The organism is Micromonospora lupini str. Lupac 08 (assembly GCF_000297395.2).
GTDB lineage: Bacteria > Actinomycetota > Actinomycetes > Mycobacteriales > Micromonosporaceae > Micromonospora > Micromonospora lupini.
On the sequence record NZ_HF570108.1, the window covers coordinates 4307300 to 4323593 of the forward strand.

The 16294-nt window shown below is 73.5% G+C and carries 12 protein-coding genes; 1 reads left to right on the forward strand and 11 read right to left on the reverse strand.

Annotated features, from left to right (window positions below; genetic code table 11):
* Position 1 precedes the first annotated feature (1 nt).
* The 4 genes from MILUP08_RS20930 to MILUP08_RS20945 all read right to left on the reverse strand — a co-directional run bounded on the left by MILUP08_RS20930 (position 2) and on the right by MILUP08_RS20945 (position 6803).
* Positions 2-391 (reverse strand): hypothetical protein, encoded by a 390-nt coding sequence (locus MILUP08_RS20930; RefSeq protein WP_007461272.1) that lies wholly within the window; start codon positions 389-391, stop codon positions 2-4.
* Positions 392-408: 17 nt separating this feature from the next.
* Positions 409-2259, reverse strand: a complete 1851-nt coding sequence (locus MILUP08_RS20935) for a S9 family peptidase (protein ID WP_007461274.1) — start codon at positions 2257-2259, stop codon at positions 409-411.
* Positions 2260-4038: an N-acetylglutaminylglutamine amidotransferase gene (locus MILUP08_RS20940; protein ID WP_007461276.1), complete on the reverse strand. Its 1779-nt coding sequence runs from the start codon at positions 4036-4038 to the stop codon at positions 2260-2262.
* A 98-nt stretch (positions 4039-4136) separates the two neighbouring features.
* A complete protein-coding gene (locus tag MILUP08_RS20945; RefSeq protein WP_007461278.1) occupies positions 4137-6803 on the reverse strand; it encodes a carboxylate--amine ligase/circularly permuted type 2 ATP-grasp protein in 2667 nt (888 codons plus the stop codon).
* A gap of 213 nt (positions 6804-7016) precedes the next feature.
* Here MILUP08_RS20945 and MILUP08_RS20950 point away from each other — a divergent pair, with 213 nt between their 5' ends.
* A complete protein-coding gene (locus MILUP08_RS20950; RefSeq protein ID WP_007461280.1) occupies positions 7017-7688 on the forward strand; it encodes a GNAT family N-acetyltransferase in 672 nt (223 codons plus the stop codon).
* Between the two features lie 85 nt (positions 7689-7773).
* Here the strand turns inward: MILUP08_RS20950 and MILUP08_RS20955 are convergent, their stop codons facing one another.
* The 7 genes from MILUP08_RS20955 to MILUP08_RS20985 all read right to left on the reverse strand — a co-directional run bounded on the left by MILUP08_RS20955 (position 7774) and on the right by MILUP08_RS20985 (position 16103).
* Entirely contained in the window at positions 7774-8763 is a 990-nt protein-coding gene (locus MILUP08_RS20955; RefSeq protein ID WP_007461283.1) for a phosphotransferase, read from the reverse strand.
* Positions 8764-8905: 142 nt separating this feature from the next.
* The gene (locus MILUP08_RS20960) at positions 8906-10276 is read right to left on the reverse strand and encodes a cellulase family glycosylhydrolase (RefSeq protein WP_007461285.1); all 1371 of its coding nucleotides are present in this window, start codon (positions 10274-10276) and stop codon (positions 8906-8908) included.
* Between the two features lie 119 nt (positions 10277-10395).
* The gene (locus MILUP08_RS20965) at positions 10396-11259 is read right to left on the reverse strand and encodes a hypothetical protein (protein ID WP_007461287.1); all 864 of its coding nucleotides are present in this window, start codon (positions 11257-11259) and stop codon (positions 10396-10398) included.
* Between the two features lie 67 nt (positions 11260-11326).
* Complete coding sequence (locus MILUP08_RS20970; protein ID WP_007461289.1) at positions 11327-12565, reverse strand: vWA domain-containing protein; 1239 nt, start codon at positions 12563-12565, stop codon at positions 11327-11329.
* Complete coding sequence (locus MILUP08_RS20975; protein ID WP_007461290.1) at positions 12562-13788, reverse strand: AAA family ATPase; 1227 nt, start codon at positions 13786-13788, stop codon at positions 12562-12564. Before MILUP08_RS20975 ends, MILUP08_RS20970 begins: the two co-directional genes overlap by 4 nt.
* A gap of 40 nt (positions 13789-13828) precedes the next feature.
* Entirely contained in the window at positions 13829-15202 is a 1374-nt protein-coding gene (locus MILUP08_RS20980; protein WP_007461293.1) for a hypothetical protein, read from the reverse strand.
* Between the two features lie 298 nt (positions 15203-15500).
* Positions 15501-16103 carry a dihydrofolate reductase family protein gene (locus MILUP08_RS20985; protein ID WP_007461297.1) on the reverse strand — a complete coding sequence of 201 codons (603 nt, stop codon included), beginning with the start codon at positions 16101-16103 and terminating at the stop codon, positions 15501-15503.
* Positions 16104-16294 lie beyond the last annotated feature (191 nt).

Sequence of the window (16294 nt, forward strand, 5' to 3'; positions counted from 1 at the left end):
GTCACCATCCGCACCGGAGGTGGCGGCGCGGTGAAGCGGCCGACGCCCCACGCGCACCCACGATCGGGATCCGGCCGGCGTCCGCCTCGGCGGTCAGCTTCTGCACCGTCCGGGCCCGGTCGGTGTGGTCGACCTCGATCACCACCGGCGGGCCGTCCGGGCGGGCACACGCCACGTCCAGGACGGAGTGCCGCTGCTGCATCGGCGGCGGCAGCGGCACCACGCTTGGCGCGCGCCGGTAGACCCGCCAGCCCCGCGCCTGCCCCCACCGGGCCACCGCGTCGATGATCCGCGCGGTCACGTCGTCGGTGTCCAGGTCGACGAAGGTCACCTCGGCCAGCCACCGGCCCAGGTCGGCGGCCAGCCGCTCACCCTGCGCCGCAACGTCCACCGGCGCAGGATAACGCCTCAGCCGAGGGCGGCCACCGTCACTGCGAGGTGCCGGGAGAGCCAGGCGGTGGTGGCCGTACGCGCCGTCTCGGCGTTGTCGCGGGCCAGGAAGTCGTGCCCCTCGCCGGTGAGCACGAGGTGCCCGTGCGGGACGTCCCGCGCGGCCAGGGCCTGCGCCACCTGGGCCGACTCACCGGCCGGCACGTTCGTGTCGTTGGCGCCGTGGATCAGCAGCACCGGCACGTCGAGCTGGTCGATGCGGGTCATCGGCGACAGGTCCCGCAGCAGGTCGGCGTCGCGCACCGGGTCGCCGTACTTGCTGACGGCGGCGGCGGCGATCCACGGCTCGGTGTTGGCGTAGAACGTGCGGAAGTCGGAGATGCCGCACTCGGCCACCCCCGCGGCGAACAGGCCGGGGAAGTTCACCAGCACCGCGAGGACCAGGTAGCCGCCGTAGGAGCGGCCCAGACAGCCGAGCCGGCCCGGAATCGCGACACCGGTGTCGACCAGGTGGTCGGCGCACGCCGCCACGTCCGCGATGGCCCCGTACCGGCCGGCGAGGTTGTCGGCGGCGACGAAGGTGCGGCCGAAGCCGGACGAACCGCGCACGTTTGGCGCGAACACCGCGACGCCCTGCGCCACGAGGGCCTGGAACAGCGGGTTGTAGCCGGGACGCTCCTGCGCCTCGGGGCCGCCGTGCAGGCTGATCGCCGTCGGCCAGGGGCCCGGACCGGGCGGGCGGTAGAGCCAGCCGGACAGCGGCAACCCGTCGCGGGCGCGCAGGTCGACGAGCTGCGGGGCGACACCGCTGTCGCCCGTACGCGCGGCGCCGGTGTCCGGCCGCAGCGGCCGGGGCGTCCCGGTCGCCGGATCGACAAGCCAGACCTCCCGGGGCTGCACGGGCCCCTGCGCGGTGAGGCAGAGCAGGTCGGCGTCGGCGGCGAAGACGGCGCCGTCGAGCACCTCCCCCGGTGCGGTTACGGCCCGCTGCACGCCACTGGCGAGGTCGAGCAGGCTCAGCTCGCTGCGCCCGCCGTAGGTGTTCCACAGCAGCGCGACGCGTCGCCGATCGACGCTGGGCGCGACGTGCTCCAGCTCGGCGTCCGGACGGCCGGCGAGGCGCGTCGGCGTCGGCATCGACGCCGGGCGCGTGAGGTCGACGCGTACCAGCGCGGCCAGCTCCGAGAACGCGTCGGTACGCGCCAGCACGCTCGTCCCGTCGGGGCCGAACCAGCCCTGGTCGGTGCTGCCCCGGCCGGTGTCCGGCAGCAGGCGTACCCGGTCGCCGGTGGCCACGTCCAGCAGCTCCAGCCAGCGGGCGTTGCGCGGACCGCGCCGCAGCAGGGCCGACCCGCCGTCCGGGCTGACGTCCAGGAGGGTGAGCAGGTCGCCCTCGGCGAGCACCCGCCGGTGCCCGGTGTCGGCGTCGACGAGCACGGCGGTGCCCCGCTCGGCGGTCTCGGTGACCGCCATCAGCGCGCCGCCGGGCAGCCAACCGGACAGGGCCGCGCTGCGCCGGCCGAACCCGGCGACCTGGCGGCGCTGCGTGCCGTCCGGGCGCAGCACCCACAGCTCGGTGCGGGGAGCGCCACCGGGCGCGACGACGCAGGCCAGCCACTGCCCGTCCGGGGACCAGCTCACCGCCAGCACCGGTTCGTCGCCGCTGGGCAGCGCGACGGCCTCGGCGGCGTCGACGTCGCGCACCCAGACGGCCGGGGTGCCGGCCCGGTCGGAGAGGTACGCCACCCGTCGGCCGTCCGGCGACGGCGCGGGCGCGAAGTCCTCGCCGGCCGGCAGCGGCGGCACCGGCCGGTGCGCGGTCAGGTGCGCCAGGAGGGTGGTGCGCGGCGCTTGCGTCCGTACGCTCATCTAAACCCCGATCCGCTGCAACCAGAGCTCCAGCAGCCCGAGCTGCCAGAGCGCGTTGGAGCCCAACGTGGTCCGCCGGGCGTTCGGCGCGTCCAGCAACTCCTCCAGGTAGTCCTTGCGGAACAGGCCGCGCTCGCGCGCCGGGCGCGCGGTCAGCGCGTCCCGCACGTCGTCGAGCAGCGGACCGGACAGGTGCCGGATGGCGGGCACCGGGAAGTAGCCCTTCGGCCTGTCGATCACCTCGTCGGGCACGATGCCCCGACTCGCGGCCTTCAGCACGCCCTTGCCGCCCTGGGCCAGCTTGAGCGCCGGTGGGCAGGCGGCGGCCAGCTCGACGACCTCGTGGTCGAGGAACGGCACCCGGGCCTCCAACCCCCACGCCATCGTCATGTTGTCGACCCGTTTGACCGGATCGTCGACGAGCATCACCAGGCTGTCCTGGCGCAGCGCCGCGTCGAGCGCGGTGTCCGCGCCCGGCGCGCCGAAGTGGGCGGTGACGAACTCCAGGCTCGCGTCGTGGTCGAGCATCCACTCGGGCGCCAGGTGCCCGGCGAGCGCGTCGTGCCGACGATCGAAGAACACCCGGGCGTACGCCTCGACGGCGTCCGCGCGTGCGACGTTCGCCATCGGCGGGTACCAGTCGTAGCCGGCGAAGATCTCGTCGGCGCCCTGGCCGGACTGCACCACGGTGATGCGCTGCGACACCTCCTCGGAGAGCAGGTGGAACGCGACGCAGTCGTGGCTGACCATCGGCTCGCTCATCGCCGCGATGGCCTCGTGCACCGCCGGCACGAACCGGGCCGCGCCGATGCGGATCTGGTGGTGGTCGGTGCCGTACTCGCGGGCCACCAGGTCGGAGTAGTGGAACTCGTCGCCGCTCTCCCCCGCCGCCGCCTCGAAGCCGATGCTGAAGGTGGCCAGCCCGGTCTGACCCTGCTCGGCGAGCAGGGCGACGATCAGGCTGGAGTCGAGCCCCCCGGAGAGCAGCACGCCCACCGGCACGTCGGCGACCATCCGGCGGCGTACGGCGGTCCGCAGCGCCGCCATGATCCGTTCCTGCCACTCGTCGGCGGACATGGCCGGCGCGGCGGCGCGGGTGAACTCCGGCCGCCAGTACACGGTGTCGGTGCTGCGGCCGTCGGCGGTGACGACCCGCACGGTGGCCGGGGGCAGCTTGCGGACGCCCGCCAGGATGGTGCGCGGCGGCGGCACCACCGAGTGGAAGCTCATGTAGTGGTGCAGCGCCACCGGGTCGAGGTCGGTGTCCACGTCACCGGCGGCGAGCAGCGCCGGGAGGGTCGACGCGAAGCGGATCCGGCCCGGCGTCTCGGCCAGGTAGAGCGGCTTGATGCCGAGCCGGTCGCGCGCCAGCACCAGCGTGTGCGTGGCCAGCTCCACCAGGGCGAACGCGAACATCCCGTAGAAGCGCTCGACGCAGGCGGTCCCCCACCTGTGGTACGCCTTGAGGATCACCTCCGTGTCGGAGGTGGACCGGAAGGAGTAACCGGCGGCGGTCAGCTCGTCGCGCAGCTCCCGGTAGTTGTAGATGCAGCCGTTGAAGACCAGGGCGAGGCCCAGCTCGGGATCGACCATCGGCTGCGCGCCGGTGTCGGACAGGTCGATGATGCGCAGCCGGCGGTGCACAAGCGCCGCCGGGCCGTGCTGCCAGCTCCCCTCACCGTCCGGGCCACGGGAGGACAGGACGGGGAGCATCCGCTCCAACGCCGCCAGGTCCGGTGGCGCCCCGTCGAGGCGGAACTCGCCTCCGATACCGCACATGGCACACACCTCTCATCGGCTCGGTCCGCTCGGGCCGCTGACCGGTCCAGGCTTGGCGGACCGGGTTGCGTCCCGATGACATCTGCGTCAAGCGTGAGTTACACCGGGGGCTGACCGGCTCCACCGAGCAGCCAGGTGTCCTTCGACCCACCGCCCCGCGACGAGTTGACGATCATGCTGCCGGCCGGCGCGACCCGGGTCAGCGCCACCGGCGCCACCTCCGCAGTCTCGCCGAGGAACACGAACGCCCGCAGGTCAACGTGGCGCGGCGCGAGGGCCGTACCGTCGAAGACCGGGTGGGTGGTCAGCGCGACCACCTCCTGGGCGATCCACCGGTGCGGCGCGGCGAGGATCTGCTCCCGGACGGCGTCCAACTCCTCCGCCTCGGCGCGCGGGCCGATCACCACCCGGTCCCCGCCGTACCCGTCGACCGGCTTGAGCACCAGCTCGTCGAGCCGGCCCAGCACCTCGGCGCGGTGCTCGGGCAGCCCGCACAGGTACGTCGGCACGTCGCCGAGCAGCGCCTTCTCCCCCAGGTAGTACTCGATGAGCCGGGGCACGTACGCGTACAGCGCCTTGTCGTCGCCCACGCCGTTGCCCAGCGCGTTGGCAAGCGTGAGCCGCCCGGCGTGCACCGCCGCCAGCAGCGGCCAGCCCAGCGGCACGCCGTCGGCCCCCGGGGCGTGCAGCAACGCATCCTCGTCCATCCGCAGGTAGAGCACGTCGACCTGGCTGCGGCGTCCCTCCCGGACCAGGTGGACGCGCCCGTCGGACACCAGCAGGTCGCCGCTCTCGGTGAGCGGCACGCCCATCTCGTCGGCGAGCAGCCGGTGCTCGAACCAGGCCGGGTCGCCCGGGCCGCTGCTGAGCACCACCACCGCGGGGTCGTCGGCGGCGGCGGGCGCGGCGGCGAGCAGCGCCCGGTGCAGCATCGCGGGTGTCTCGTCGGCGGGCAGCAGGTCGTCGGGCACCGGCAGCTCGGGCAGCACCGCCCGGGTGAGCCGGTGGTTCTGCACGGCATAGCCGATGCCCGAGGGCACCCGCAGGTTGTCCTCCAGCACGTACCAGCCGCCGTCCGGGTCGCGGACGAGATCGGTTCCGGACACCTGTGCGCGTGTGCCGCGCCGGCCCATCAGCGCTCCGGTGGGGCGCAGCCCCGGCGAGGACTCCACCACCCAGGCCGGCACGACCCCGTCGGCCACGACCGCCCGGTCGGCGTACACGTCACGCAGGAACGCGTCGAGCGCGCGGGCGCGCTGCACCAGGCCGGTCCGCAGCGCCCGCCAGTCGTCGGCAGGCACGACCCGGGGCACCAGGTCGACCGGGAAGAGCCGGGTGCTTGCCTCACCGGCCACGCTGAAGGTCACGCCCCGGGCGCGCTGCTCCTCGTCCCGGTCGTGCTCGCGTTGGCGCAGGCCCGCGGCGCCGAGGGTGCGCAGGGCGGCGAGCAGCGGACGGAACGCCGGCTCCGGCCCCTCCGGGCCGAAGACCTCGTCGCCGGCGTCGGCGTACGTGGACAGCGCGGGCGGCGGCGACGTACCGGGCAGAGGCGTACGCACCCGGCCCCGGGTCTCGTCGAGCAGCAGGTCGACCACGTCGGCCAGCCGGCCCCGCCGCTCGTACGCCCGCCGCTGCCGTGCCGCGGAGCTGCCGCGTTCCAGCGCGTACCGGGTCAGCTCGCGGACCTGTTCCCAGTCACCTGTCGCCTCCAACTGCGGGCGCAGGTCGGTCACCAGGCGGCGCACCGCCTCGGCGGCCGGCACCGGCCGGGCCGAGCGGGGCAGGTCGAGCAGGTCGCCCTCCAGCCCGGAGCGGGCGGCCCGCCACACTGCGGCGCGCAGCACCGGCGGCCGGACGGCGGTGCGCTCGACGCCGGCCCGCAGGGCCGCGACCTCCCGGCGCACCAGCGCCCGGAACAGCCCGGTGAGCAGGACGATGGTCTCCACGTCGGCGTTGGCGTCGGTGACGCGCAGCTCCACGGTGGGGACGTGCGCCGACGGCCGGACATCGAAGTAGATCATGGCAGGATCGGTGATGGTCTCCGAGGAGATCAGCTCGGCGACCAGCGCCTCATGGTCGGCGGCGCTCGTCACCTCGCCCGGGTCACCGGCCGTGGGCCAGCGCTGCCAGACCAGCGACCGGACGCTGGCGTAGCCGCTGTCCTGACCCATCCAGTACGGCGAGCTGGTGGACAGGGCGAGCAGCACCGGCAGCCACGGCTGGACCCGCCTGGTCACGGCCACCGCCAGGTCCCGGTCGGAGACGCCGACGTGCACCTGCGCGCCGCAGATCAACTGCTCCCGGGCGAGCATCTGGTACTCGTCGAGCATCCGACGGTAGCGCGAGGTGGGCGTGACGCTCGGGTCGCCGTCGGCGCGCAGCGGCACCGTGCCGGCCGCCACGATGCCCAGCCCGGCCCGGTCGGCGACCTGGACCGCCGACTGGCGCAACCGGGTCAGCTCGGCGCGGATCTCGTCCAGGGTGCGGCAGACCGCGGTGTTGGTCTCCACCACGCTGCGGTGCAGCTCGGCGGTGAACGAGGTGGCCGGCAGCCGGTCGAGCAGCTCCCCGGCCCGGGGCACCAGCTCCCGGGTGTGCAGGTCGACGACGTGGAACTCCTCCTCCACGCCGATGGTGGCGAGGTCTGCCGGATCGTCGTGCAGCGCCGTCGCCAGGGCGGGACGGGGCGTGGGCGCCGCCCGGCCGTTGCCGGAACGGTCCACCGGCCCGTCGAACGTCGCCGCGTTCGTGGTGTTGTCGACCATGGTCACCCCGGTTCGCGTGTCGGTGGTCTCGACTGTCCGACGAGCGTTCCCAGGCTTAGTACCGGGGGTGTTTCCGGCGCGTTAAGGTGACGCACCGTTCTGTCCCGGCATCGCCCAGCGACGATCGGCACCGCTGATCCCCTTCGGACACCGGTATCCCGACCGAGGCAGAATCGACGGACCTGATCGAGACGATCATCGGAGAGATGCGGCATGACCGATCTGAGTGATGTGACCCAGGGGCCGATCGGCGACCAGGACGTCCGGATCGTGCCCGCCAACGAGGCGTCCCGGGAAGATCTCCAGGACGTTTTCGGCACGGCCGACGCGGGCCGCTGCCAGTGTCAGTGGTTCAAGGTCCGAGGCTGGCTGTGGCAGGCGTCCACACAGGAGGAGCGGACCGCCGCATCCCGCGAGCAGACCCGCTGTGGTGAGCCGGACGCCACGGACACCAGCGGACTGGTCGCGTACCTCGACGACCAGCCGGTGGGGTGGGTGGCGGTCGAGCCGCGCACGGCGTACCCCAAGCTGCGCAACCAGCGGGTGCCCTGGCTCGGCCGCGACGAGGACAAGGACGACGACGCCGTCTGGGCGGTAACCTGCCTGGTGGTCCGCAAGGGCTACCGGGGCCGCGGGCTGACCTACCCCCTGGCCCGCGCCGCGGTGGGCTTCGCGCGGGCGCGTGGCGCCCGGGCGCTGGAGGCGTACCCGATGCTCGCCGAGGGCGGCAAGCAGATCACCTGGGGCGAGGCGCACGTCGGGGTTCGGCAGGTCTTCGAGGAGGCCGGGTTCACCGAGGTCAGCCACCCCACGCTGCGTCGGGTGGTCATGCGGATCGACTTCGCGGCCGACACGTCCCGGCCGCCCGTGCCGAGGTCACGCTGACCGGACCCGGCTACCGGCTCGGGGTTTGTGCGTACTCGATGGTCGCGGCGACCGGTGCTCGGTGCGGGTGGCGACGAGGTGCGGGCTACTCTGCCGTTTCCTGGCTCAGCTGGCTCAAGGCCGACGGTCCCCACCTTGTCGGGTCGTCGCCGGGCGGCACCATCGCCAGGGCCTGCCAGAGCAGGAGGATGGTCAACCAGCCCGCCTCGGCCGGGGTCAGCGGACGCTCGGACTGGTAGCTGGTGAGGAATTCCGCGCGAACGTCGGCCGACACCGGCCCCCAGTTGTGGTAGCGGGTGCCGAGCAGGACCGCCGCGCGGGCCAGCTCGACGATTCGGTGATCATGCTGGGCCTCCTCGAAGTCGAGGATCGCGGCGACCTCGCCGCGGGCCCACAGGATGTTGGCGGAGCGGAAATCGAAATGGACGAGTTGGCGGGGAAGCCGGTCGGGCGGCGCGCTGGCGACCAACCCGCGCAGTGTGTCACGAGCGGCCATCGGCAGATGGTCGGCGCGGGAGTCGAGCCAGTCGGTGACCCGGGCCGTCAACGGCGTCAACGCGACGGCGGGGGCGAGAAGCTGATCGGCGTCCGGGTATGCGGCCAGCGCGTCCTGCAATCGGGCGAGTATGACTCCGGCCGCCCGCACCTGGTTGAGATCAGCGGTGTCGAGGAGGTCGCCCACGATCTCGCGCTGCAGGCCCATCGAGACACCGCCGACCTCGACCTGAAGGCCGCCTTCTCGTGTGGGAACCGGTGGCGAAACCGGCAGCCCTCGGCCGTGGAGCCAGCTCGTGAGACGCGCCGTCTCCATCAGACGCGGAAAACGCTCGAGCACTACCGACCATTTCGCGAGCAGTCGGCCGGACGGCGTGCCGACCCAAGCTATCGCGTTGCCCCCGCTCATGACGATTCGCTCGCAGGTGTCGATGCGAACGCCCCAGTGCTCCTTCAGCATCGCGGCGACCCAGCGGCCGGCCGACTCCGCATCGCCAAAGCCGAACCGATCGTCGAGCGCGTGACGTGGGTCGTCCGGCTCCCACAGCATCTCTAACATCGGCGCCCGCGATTCGACCATTGTCGTATCCCATCACAGGGCCAGCGGATGCCGCTCCGAGGACCGCGCCTGGGTGGTCGAAACGGGATCGGCGACATCGGGGTGTCCGGGCCAGCGGGACACCCCGACATCGGCGATCTGGAGTTGATCAAGCGCGGCCGGGTTACCTCATGTTCGCGACCACGAACGGCGCGTGGCCGTGCAGGTAGTTGTTCCACCCGCCGGTCACCGGCGCGCCAGGGTTGAGCAGGTTCGTGGTGTCGGTGCCGACGTCGAGCTTCCAGGCGGTCCAGGAGATGCCGTTCGCCCTCATCCAGTCGATCCAGGACTGCGCCTCCGGCAGACAGGCCCGGCCGTCGAGGCCGCCGTCGGCGTTGCTGGCGCCCCACTCGGTGACGAACAGCGCCAGGCCGGCCCGGATCGCCGCGTCACCCTTGGCGCGCAGGGACGCGCCGTGGGTGCACGAGTAGAAGTGCAGCGTGTACATGAGGTTGGTGCCGGAGACGGGGCTGGCCGCCGCGACGTCCACGTCCTGCGACCACGTCGGCGTCCCGAGCACGACGATGTTGTCCGGGTCGACGGCGCGGATCGCGGACACGACCGCCTGGTGGTACGGCTTGATGACGCCGGTCCAGCTGAACTGCAACGGCTCGTTCCACGTCTCCCAGATGACGTTGGGCAGGTGACCGTAGCGGCGTGCCAGGTCACCGAAGAACGCCACCGCCTGGGACTGGTTGTTCTGCGCCTCGTGCGCGTGCCAGTCGACGATCACGTACACCCCGGCGGTGACCGCGTTGTTGATGATGGTCTCCACCTGCGCCCGCGCCCTGCCCGGGTCACTCAGGTACGCCCCGGCGGGCTCCACGCCCATCGCCGCGCGGATCACCTGGAGGTTCCAGTTGTCGCGCATCCAGGTCAGCGCGGACAGGTTCTCGGCGTAGGGAGCGGTCTCCCAGTTGAGCCACATGCTGCTGACGCCGCGCAGCTGCACCCGCGCGCCGGACCTGTCGCACATCGTCGTGCCGCAGACCCGTAGCTGCCCGTACCGCTGCACAGGCGTGCCGGTCGTCGGCGGCGGAGTCGTGGGGGGCGGCGTCGTCGGCGGCGGGGTCGTGGGCGGCGGGGTCGTGGGCGTCGTGCCGCCGGTGCAGGACACGCCGGCGCCGTTGACTGTGCAGTTCACCGGAGTGCCGGAGCCGTTGACCAGGAAGCCGAACGACGTCGACGCGCCGGCGCCGAGTGCGCCGTTCCACGACACGTTGCTGAACGTGTAGTGGCTGCCGGAGGTCACCTGCTGGGCGTTCCACGACTGGCTGATGCTCGTGCCGGCCGGCAGGTCGAACTCGACCCGCCAACCGTTGATCGGCGCGGAGGTGTCGTTGGTGACCGTGACCTGGCCCTGATAGCCACTGCCCCAGCTGTTCGTCACGGAGAACGCGGCAGTTGCCGCGCTGGCCGGCGTGGCGATCATCGCCACCGTGCCGGCGAGCAGGCCGGCGACGGCCAGCGACGTGACAAGTCTCAGTGTGCGCATGCGGAACCCGCTTCGGATCGACGGTGATGGTCTGCGGCGGGGCGGCGCCTGCACGCACAGTATCGATCAACGACGATGCCATGCAAGCCGGAGCGGGCGGATGCGCGCCGGTCGGCAGGTCACCCCCGCCGCCGGCCCCAACGGCGCGAACCGGTCGCGCCCCCCGACCCACCCTTCGCCCGGGCCAGCATCTCGGCCGCCACCCGCAGCTTCTGGGCGGGCTCCTCGGCGGCCGGGCCCAGCGTCTCCACGAAGCGGTTGCCCATGCCCAGGACCATGGCCGCCCGGTCGAGGTCGCCGATCAGGATCAGGCACTGGGCGTACACCCCGTAGGTGTTGGCCATCTCCCAGAAGGTCAGCGGACGCGCCAGGTCGAGCAGCCCCTGCCGCAGCTCGCAGGCCCGCGACGCCGCCAGCGCCGCCTCCTGGGCGCCGTCGCCCGACGACGGCCGGGTGAGGTGCCGGTGCAGCAGCGCCGTCGCCTGGTTGTGGTAGGCCGTGCCCATCGCCTCCCGGGTGCGGGGCCCGGCGGACGGCGGATTCCCGGCGGAGGTCAGGCCCATCGTCACGGCCCGTTCCAGCAGGTCCCGCCGCGTGGCGGGCTGACCGGCGGCGAACGAGACCTCGGCCAGGTCCACCAGGGCGGTGATCAGCTCGGCGAGGGCGTCGTCCCGGGGCGAGGCCGCCACGTTCCCGCCCTGGGCCGCCACGGCGTCGTACACCCGCTCGAAGACGACCACCGCCTCACCGCCGGGAGCCGTCCCGTCGGCGGCCCTGCCCATCGCGGACAGGAGCATGCTGTGCCGCCACAGCGCCCGGGCCAACTGCTGCTGATCCTGCAGGGCCGCACCCGGACCCCGCACGGCCTCCCGGTACGCCTCGATCACCCGGACCCACAACCGGTCGGCCTCCGCCCAGGTGCCCTGTCGCGTCGCGCGCTCCCGCGCCTGCTCGAACAACCGTCGCCGCTCGTCCGGTCCCATCGTCCGCACCGCCCTTCGTGGTAGCCCCCAGCGACGCCACCGCACCAGGCAGCGAACATCGTCGATTCTAGGCCCGCCCGATGGTCACCACTCGCGCCCAGGCCGGCGGCGTTTGCGGCACCTCGTCCACTTCCTCGTTCCAGGACGTGCGGCGTCGGGGAAACAGGCCGACGACCGTCCGGGAGGCCGGACGGGCGGTCGGCCAGGGCGTCTGCCCGTCGGTCAGCGCCACGATGACGTCCGGGCAGGGCCGTGCCCGCAGCGCGCGGGCGAAGCCCGTGCGCAGATCCGTGCCGCCACCGCCGATCAGTGGGATCTCCCCCGCGCGGCACAGGGAGTGCACGATCTGGGGCGCCGCGTCGCACGGCAACACGCTCACCAGGTCGCGCCGCCCGCCGACGGCTCGGCAGATCGCCGCCACCTCGAGCAGCGCGCTGCCCAACTCGGCGTCGCTGACCGACCCGGACGTGTCGACGATGACGCAGACCGTCGGAGGTCGGCGCCGCAGGCTGGGCAGGATCACACCGGGCAGGCTCGCGGACCGCCGGGACGGCCGGCCGTAGGTGTGGTCCGCGCCGACCCCGGCGGCCACCGCCGCCGAGCGGATCGCCGCACCCAGCAGGTCCCGCCACGGTTGCGGGGGATGGAACGCCTCCTCCGCCCACCGCCGCCACCCCAGGGGTACGGACCCCGGGTGCCCGGTGATGCCCTCCGCCACCCGGAACCGGACCGCGTCGCGCTCCTGCTCGCTGAGGCCGTGCGCGCCGTCCGGTCCCAGGTCCCACTCCCGCGCCAGCCCGTCCGCGCCGCTGCCGCAGTCCAACCAGACCAGATCCTGGGTACGCGGGCCGAGCCCGAACTGACGCAGGTAGTCCTCCATCAGCTCTCCCGGGTTGAGGCCCAACGACGCCGGCTCGACGGCACCCTCGGGCGTCGCCAGCCCGTCACCGAAGATGTCGTCGTTGATCTCGCAGTCCGCGGCGATGTTCATCCGCAGGCGCTCCCCCGGGCCGCTCAGCCCTCGTTCCCGAGCGACCCGGTCGCCCCGTCCGTGGTGGTCGCGCAGCAGGTGCGACACCTCGTGCACCCACACCCCGGCCAGTTCCTCCACCGGGGTGCGGTCCACGAACGTCGGCGAGACGTAGCAACGCCAGTGCCGGTCCACGGCCATCGTCGGCACCTGCCGGGACGCCACCGGATGCAGGGCGAACAACGCCGTCGCCAGGTAGGGCCGGACGCGGGCGGCGTGCAGTCGGGCCGCGTACAGCTTGTCGGCGTCCAGTGTCGTCGCGTTCGGGGCGTTCACCGTCGCACCCCGGCGGCGGCCGCGACGCGGGCCGTCGCCTGGTCGGCCCGCCGGGACAGCGACACCGCCCCGCCGAGGCGCTCGATCGTGTCGGGGACGTCCCAGTCCTCCCGGCGCAGGGTGGCGAGGTTGGTCGCGGGAACCACGACCAGATCCGGCGCTCCGGTGTCCACGGCCCGGGCCAGCAGAGCCCATGCCGCGTCCCACCGCGACCGCTCCGGGCGGTTGCGGACCGCCGCCACGACGGCGTCCAGCACCGCCTGGCGCAGATCGCCCCGTTCGGGCAGGACGGCCGTCGCCGGGTCGGCCAGCAGGTCCTCCGGGTCGGGCAGGTCCATCCGGTCCATGCTGGCCAGCAGCTCCAGCCCTGGGCCGTCGCCCACGGTGCCCCGCACCAGCGTGGACAGCACCTCGCGGGAGACGCCGGCCGCGGTCGCGAAGGCGGTCAACCGCAGTGCCATCTCCCAGCTACGGGGCGACGGCCACGGCCCGCCCCGGGCGGCATCGGTGGTGGGCAGCCGGTGCACGAGATCCGGGCGGACCGCCAGCAGGCCGCAAACCGCGCGGCGGGCGAAGGCGACGGCCTCCGGCAACAGCTCCGGGTCGAGGCGGGGCAGCGCCGCCCGAGGCCACGTGCCGCCCAGTCCACGGACGACGACCTCGTGATCGTGGATCCACCGAAGGTGGACGAAGCGGTTGGCCAGCGGCGGGCTCAGCTCCCAGCCGTCGGCCGCCGACGACCGGGGATTGGCGGCGGCGACGATCCGTACGCCGGGCGGCAGCCGCAGGGCACCGACGCGCCGCTCCAGCACGAGGCGCAACAGGGCAGCCTGAACGGCCGGCGGGGCGGTGGACAACTCGTCGAGGAACAGCAGCCCTCGACCGGCCCGGACCAGGCGCACGGCCCAGTCCGGTGGGGCCATCGGGACGCCCTGGTTCGCGGGGTCGGCGCCGATGATCGGCAGCCCCGAGAAGTCGGACGGTTCATGGACGCTGGCGACGACTGTGGTCAGTGGCAGGTCCAGGGTGGTGGCCAGGTGGGTCAGGGCGGCCGTCTTGCCGATGCCGGGCTCACCCCAGAGGAGTACGGGCAGGTCGGCCGCCACGGTCAGGGTCAGGGCTGCCAGCTGGGTGTCGGGGCGCGGTTCGGTGGTGGTCGCGCCGAGCAGAGCGAGCAGGTCGCCGGCGACGTCGAGCTGAGGACTGGTTGCAGGCATGGTCATCACCGTTGGGTTCGTGGCGGGTGAAGTGGGGGGTCCGCGATCAGCGGTTTGTCGCGTGCCGCGAGCGCTGGCGTCGCGCACCTGAGCGGCGAGGTTCCGGCGCGGTGGGGCCCCGCTCGGCCCCGATCAGGCCGGCCCGGAACAGGCCGTGGGTTATCCGCCGCTGCGCGGCGGTTTCGAGTTCGTCACGCAGGGACCCGTCGCGCAGAAGCGCTTTGGGGCCGAGCAACGCCTCGACGGTGGCCAGCGCGCCGGCGGCGTCCCCGTGGTCCAGGCGGGCCCGCACGTCGGGCAGGCAATCGGGCTGTCGATGCGCCTCGTCGATCGCCCGCAGACAGGGCAGCGGGGTCCCGGTGAGCGCGGCCAGCAATTCCTCCCGGCGGATCTCGGCCGGGTCGTGGTCCAGTGCGGCGAGCACGCCCCCGACCAGGCCGATGCGATGAAGGGCGCCTCGGCACGGCACCAGGCGCGGCAGTTCGGCGCGCTTCGGTGCGGTGGGGCCGGTCGACACCGGATGCTCAGGCACGAGCGCCGACGCGACCAGCGGGTGCAGCCGGTCGGCCTCGACCAGCCCGGCCCGCAGCAGCGCCAGATCGGGCAGCACCCAGGTCGCCGCGTCGGGCAGCACCGGCAACCCTGGCCCGCCCGATTGGGAGACACGTGCCGAAGGCGACTCGTCGTGCCCGGCCGGGGCCACCTCAAGGACCAGCCGACGTCCGCCGCCGAGTCGCACGGTGACAGCTCCGCCGGTACGCCCTTCGGCACGGAGCAGAAGCGCCGCCTCAGCCACCCATCGGTCCGTCGCGTGCCCGGACGCCCGCGCCGCCCCTCCCCACTCGTCGGGGACGACCGAGGCTGGGGTGTCCCACGGCAGCCGGTCCGCACCGGATCGAGTCCGCAGCTCACCGGCCCGACGCGCGTCCCACAGGTGACGATGCAGGTCGAGCCGGAATCGCCGGTCGGGGTGAGGATGCGCGCCGGACCCGCGGCGCGACCCGTCCCACAACCCGAGGCTGATCCGCTGCCCGGCGTCGGCCCAGGCCGGCGGAGTCCGGGCAACCAGGTGCACCGGGCCGCCGCCGGGCCGCTCCGGGTCGTACCGGGAGAGCGAGACGATCAGGCCCGGACGCAGCAGACCGTCGGGAGCGACCCTCGGCAGATGCCAGCGCAGCAGGTCCGGGGCCAGCTGACGGAGGTCGGCGCGGACCCGTGCCGCCAGCTCCCGACCGTGGCGGCCGGCGAGCGCGCGCAGGTTGATGTCGGCATCGACACGCGCTGCGGCGCACGCCCCGGCCCAGTCACCGACCCGGCGGCGAGCGGTCGCGCGCTCGATCATGGACGGCGGAACGGCGAACTCGCGCACGCTCTGCCAGAAGGACAGTCGAGAATCCGCATTCGCGGCCCGGGAGTGCATCAGCACTCACCGTTCGCGGATCGGACCCCCAATCTGAAAAGAGAGGAAGTGATCATCGCGGCGGAGCATACCGCCGGGACGCCGGCTCCGCCAGAGCCTTCGCGCCGTCTCAGCGGTGGGACCTGTCGGGACGAGGCGCGCAGGCGGGCGAAGTCGTCCGCGAGACAGTCGAGATATCGCGAGTACTCCATGCCGGACAGCTCAGCACACCGCACCGACAACCACCCGGTCCCGCGCCCACGCCGGTCTCCGCCGCGTACGGCCGGGGCCGGACCGTGCGGGCCGGCCCCCGAGGCGTTCAGGCCGCCGGGCGTACGCGGTAGGCAAGGTGCGTGACGCCGTCGCCCTCGACGACGCGGAACGGGCCGTCGAGCTGCAGTGGCGCGATCGTCAGGCCGGCGAAGAACGGAATGCCGGCGCCGAGCACGACCGGGACGAGGTCGACGTGCACCTCGTCGAGCAGGCCGGCCTCGGCGACCTGGGCCGCGATGGTGCCACCGTTGACGCCGACCTCCTTGTCACCGGCGAGCGCCTTCGCCCGGTCGATGGCGCTGGCGATGCCGTCGGTGACGAAGACGAAGGAGTCGCTCTCCGGCTCCCAGCCCTCCGGCACGGTGTGCGTGACGACCACGACGGGCACGTCCATCGGGTGCCGGCCGCCCCAACCGTTGGTCATGTCGAACAGCCGCCGGCCGACGACAAGCGCCCCGGTGCGCGCGTTGAGGTCCCGCAGGTGCTGCGCGCTCGCTGCGGACGTCCGGAACGTCATCTCGGGGTTGGCCGTCGGCGTCTCGACATCGCCGCTGCCGTACCACCGGAAGAGGTGCTCGAAGCCGCCGTGGGAGGCGTCCGCGATGTAGCCGTCCAACGACATCGTCGCCCCGGTCGTCACCTTCGTCATCGGTCCACTCCTTGGTGTGTCGGTGTCAGCCTGCCGGTGGGGCCGGTCGTGCCCGGCCCTCACCCCACGGTCGAAGCAGGCAATGCCGTCCTCGACACGGCCGCCGAACTTTTTTCGGCCACGTCCGGACCGCCGCCGGTCAGCCCCGGTCGAGCTGCACGCCTCGGTGGATGTGGTCACCCTCCGGTGCG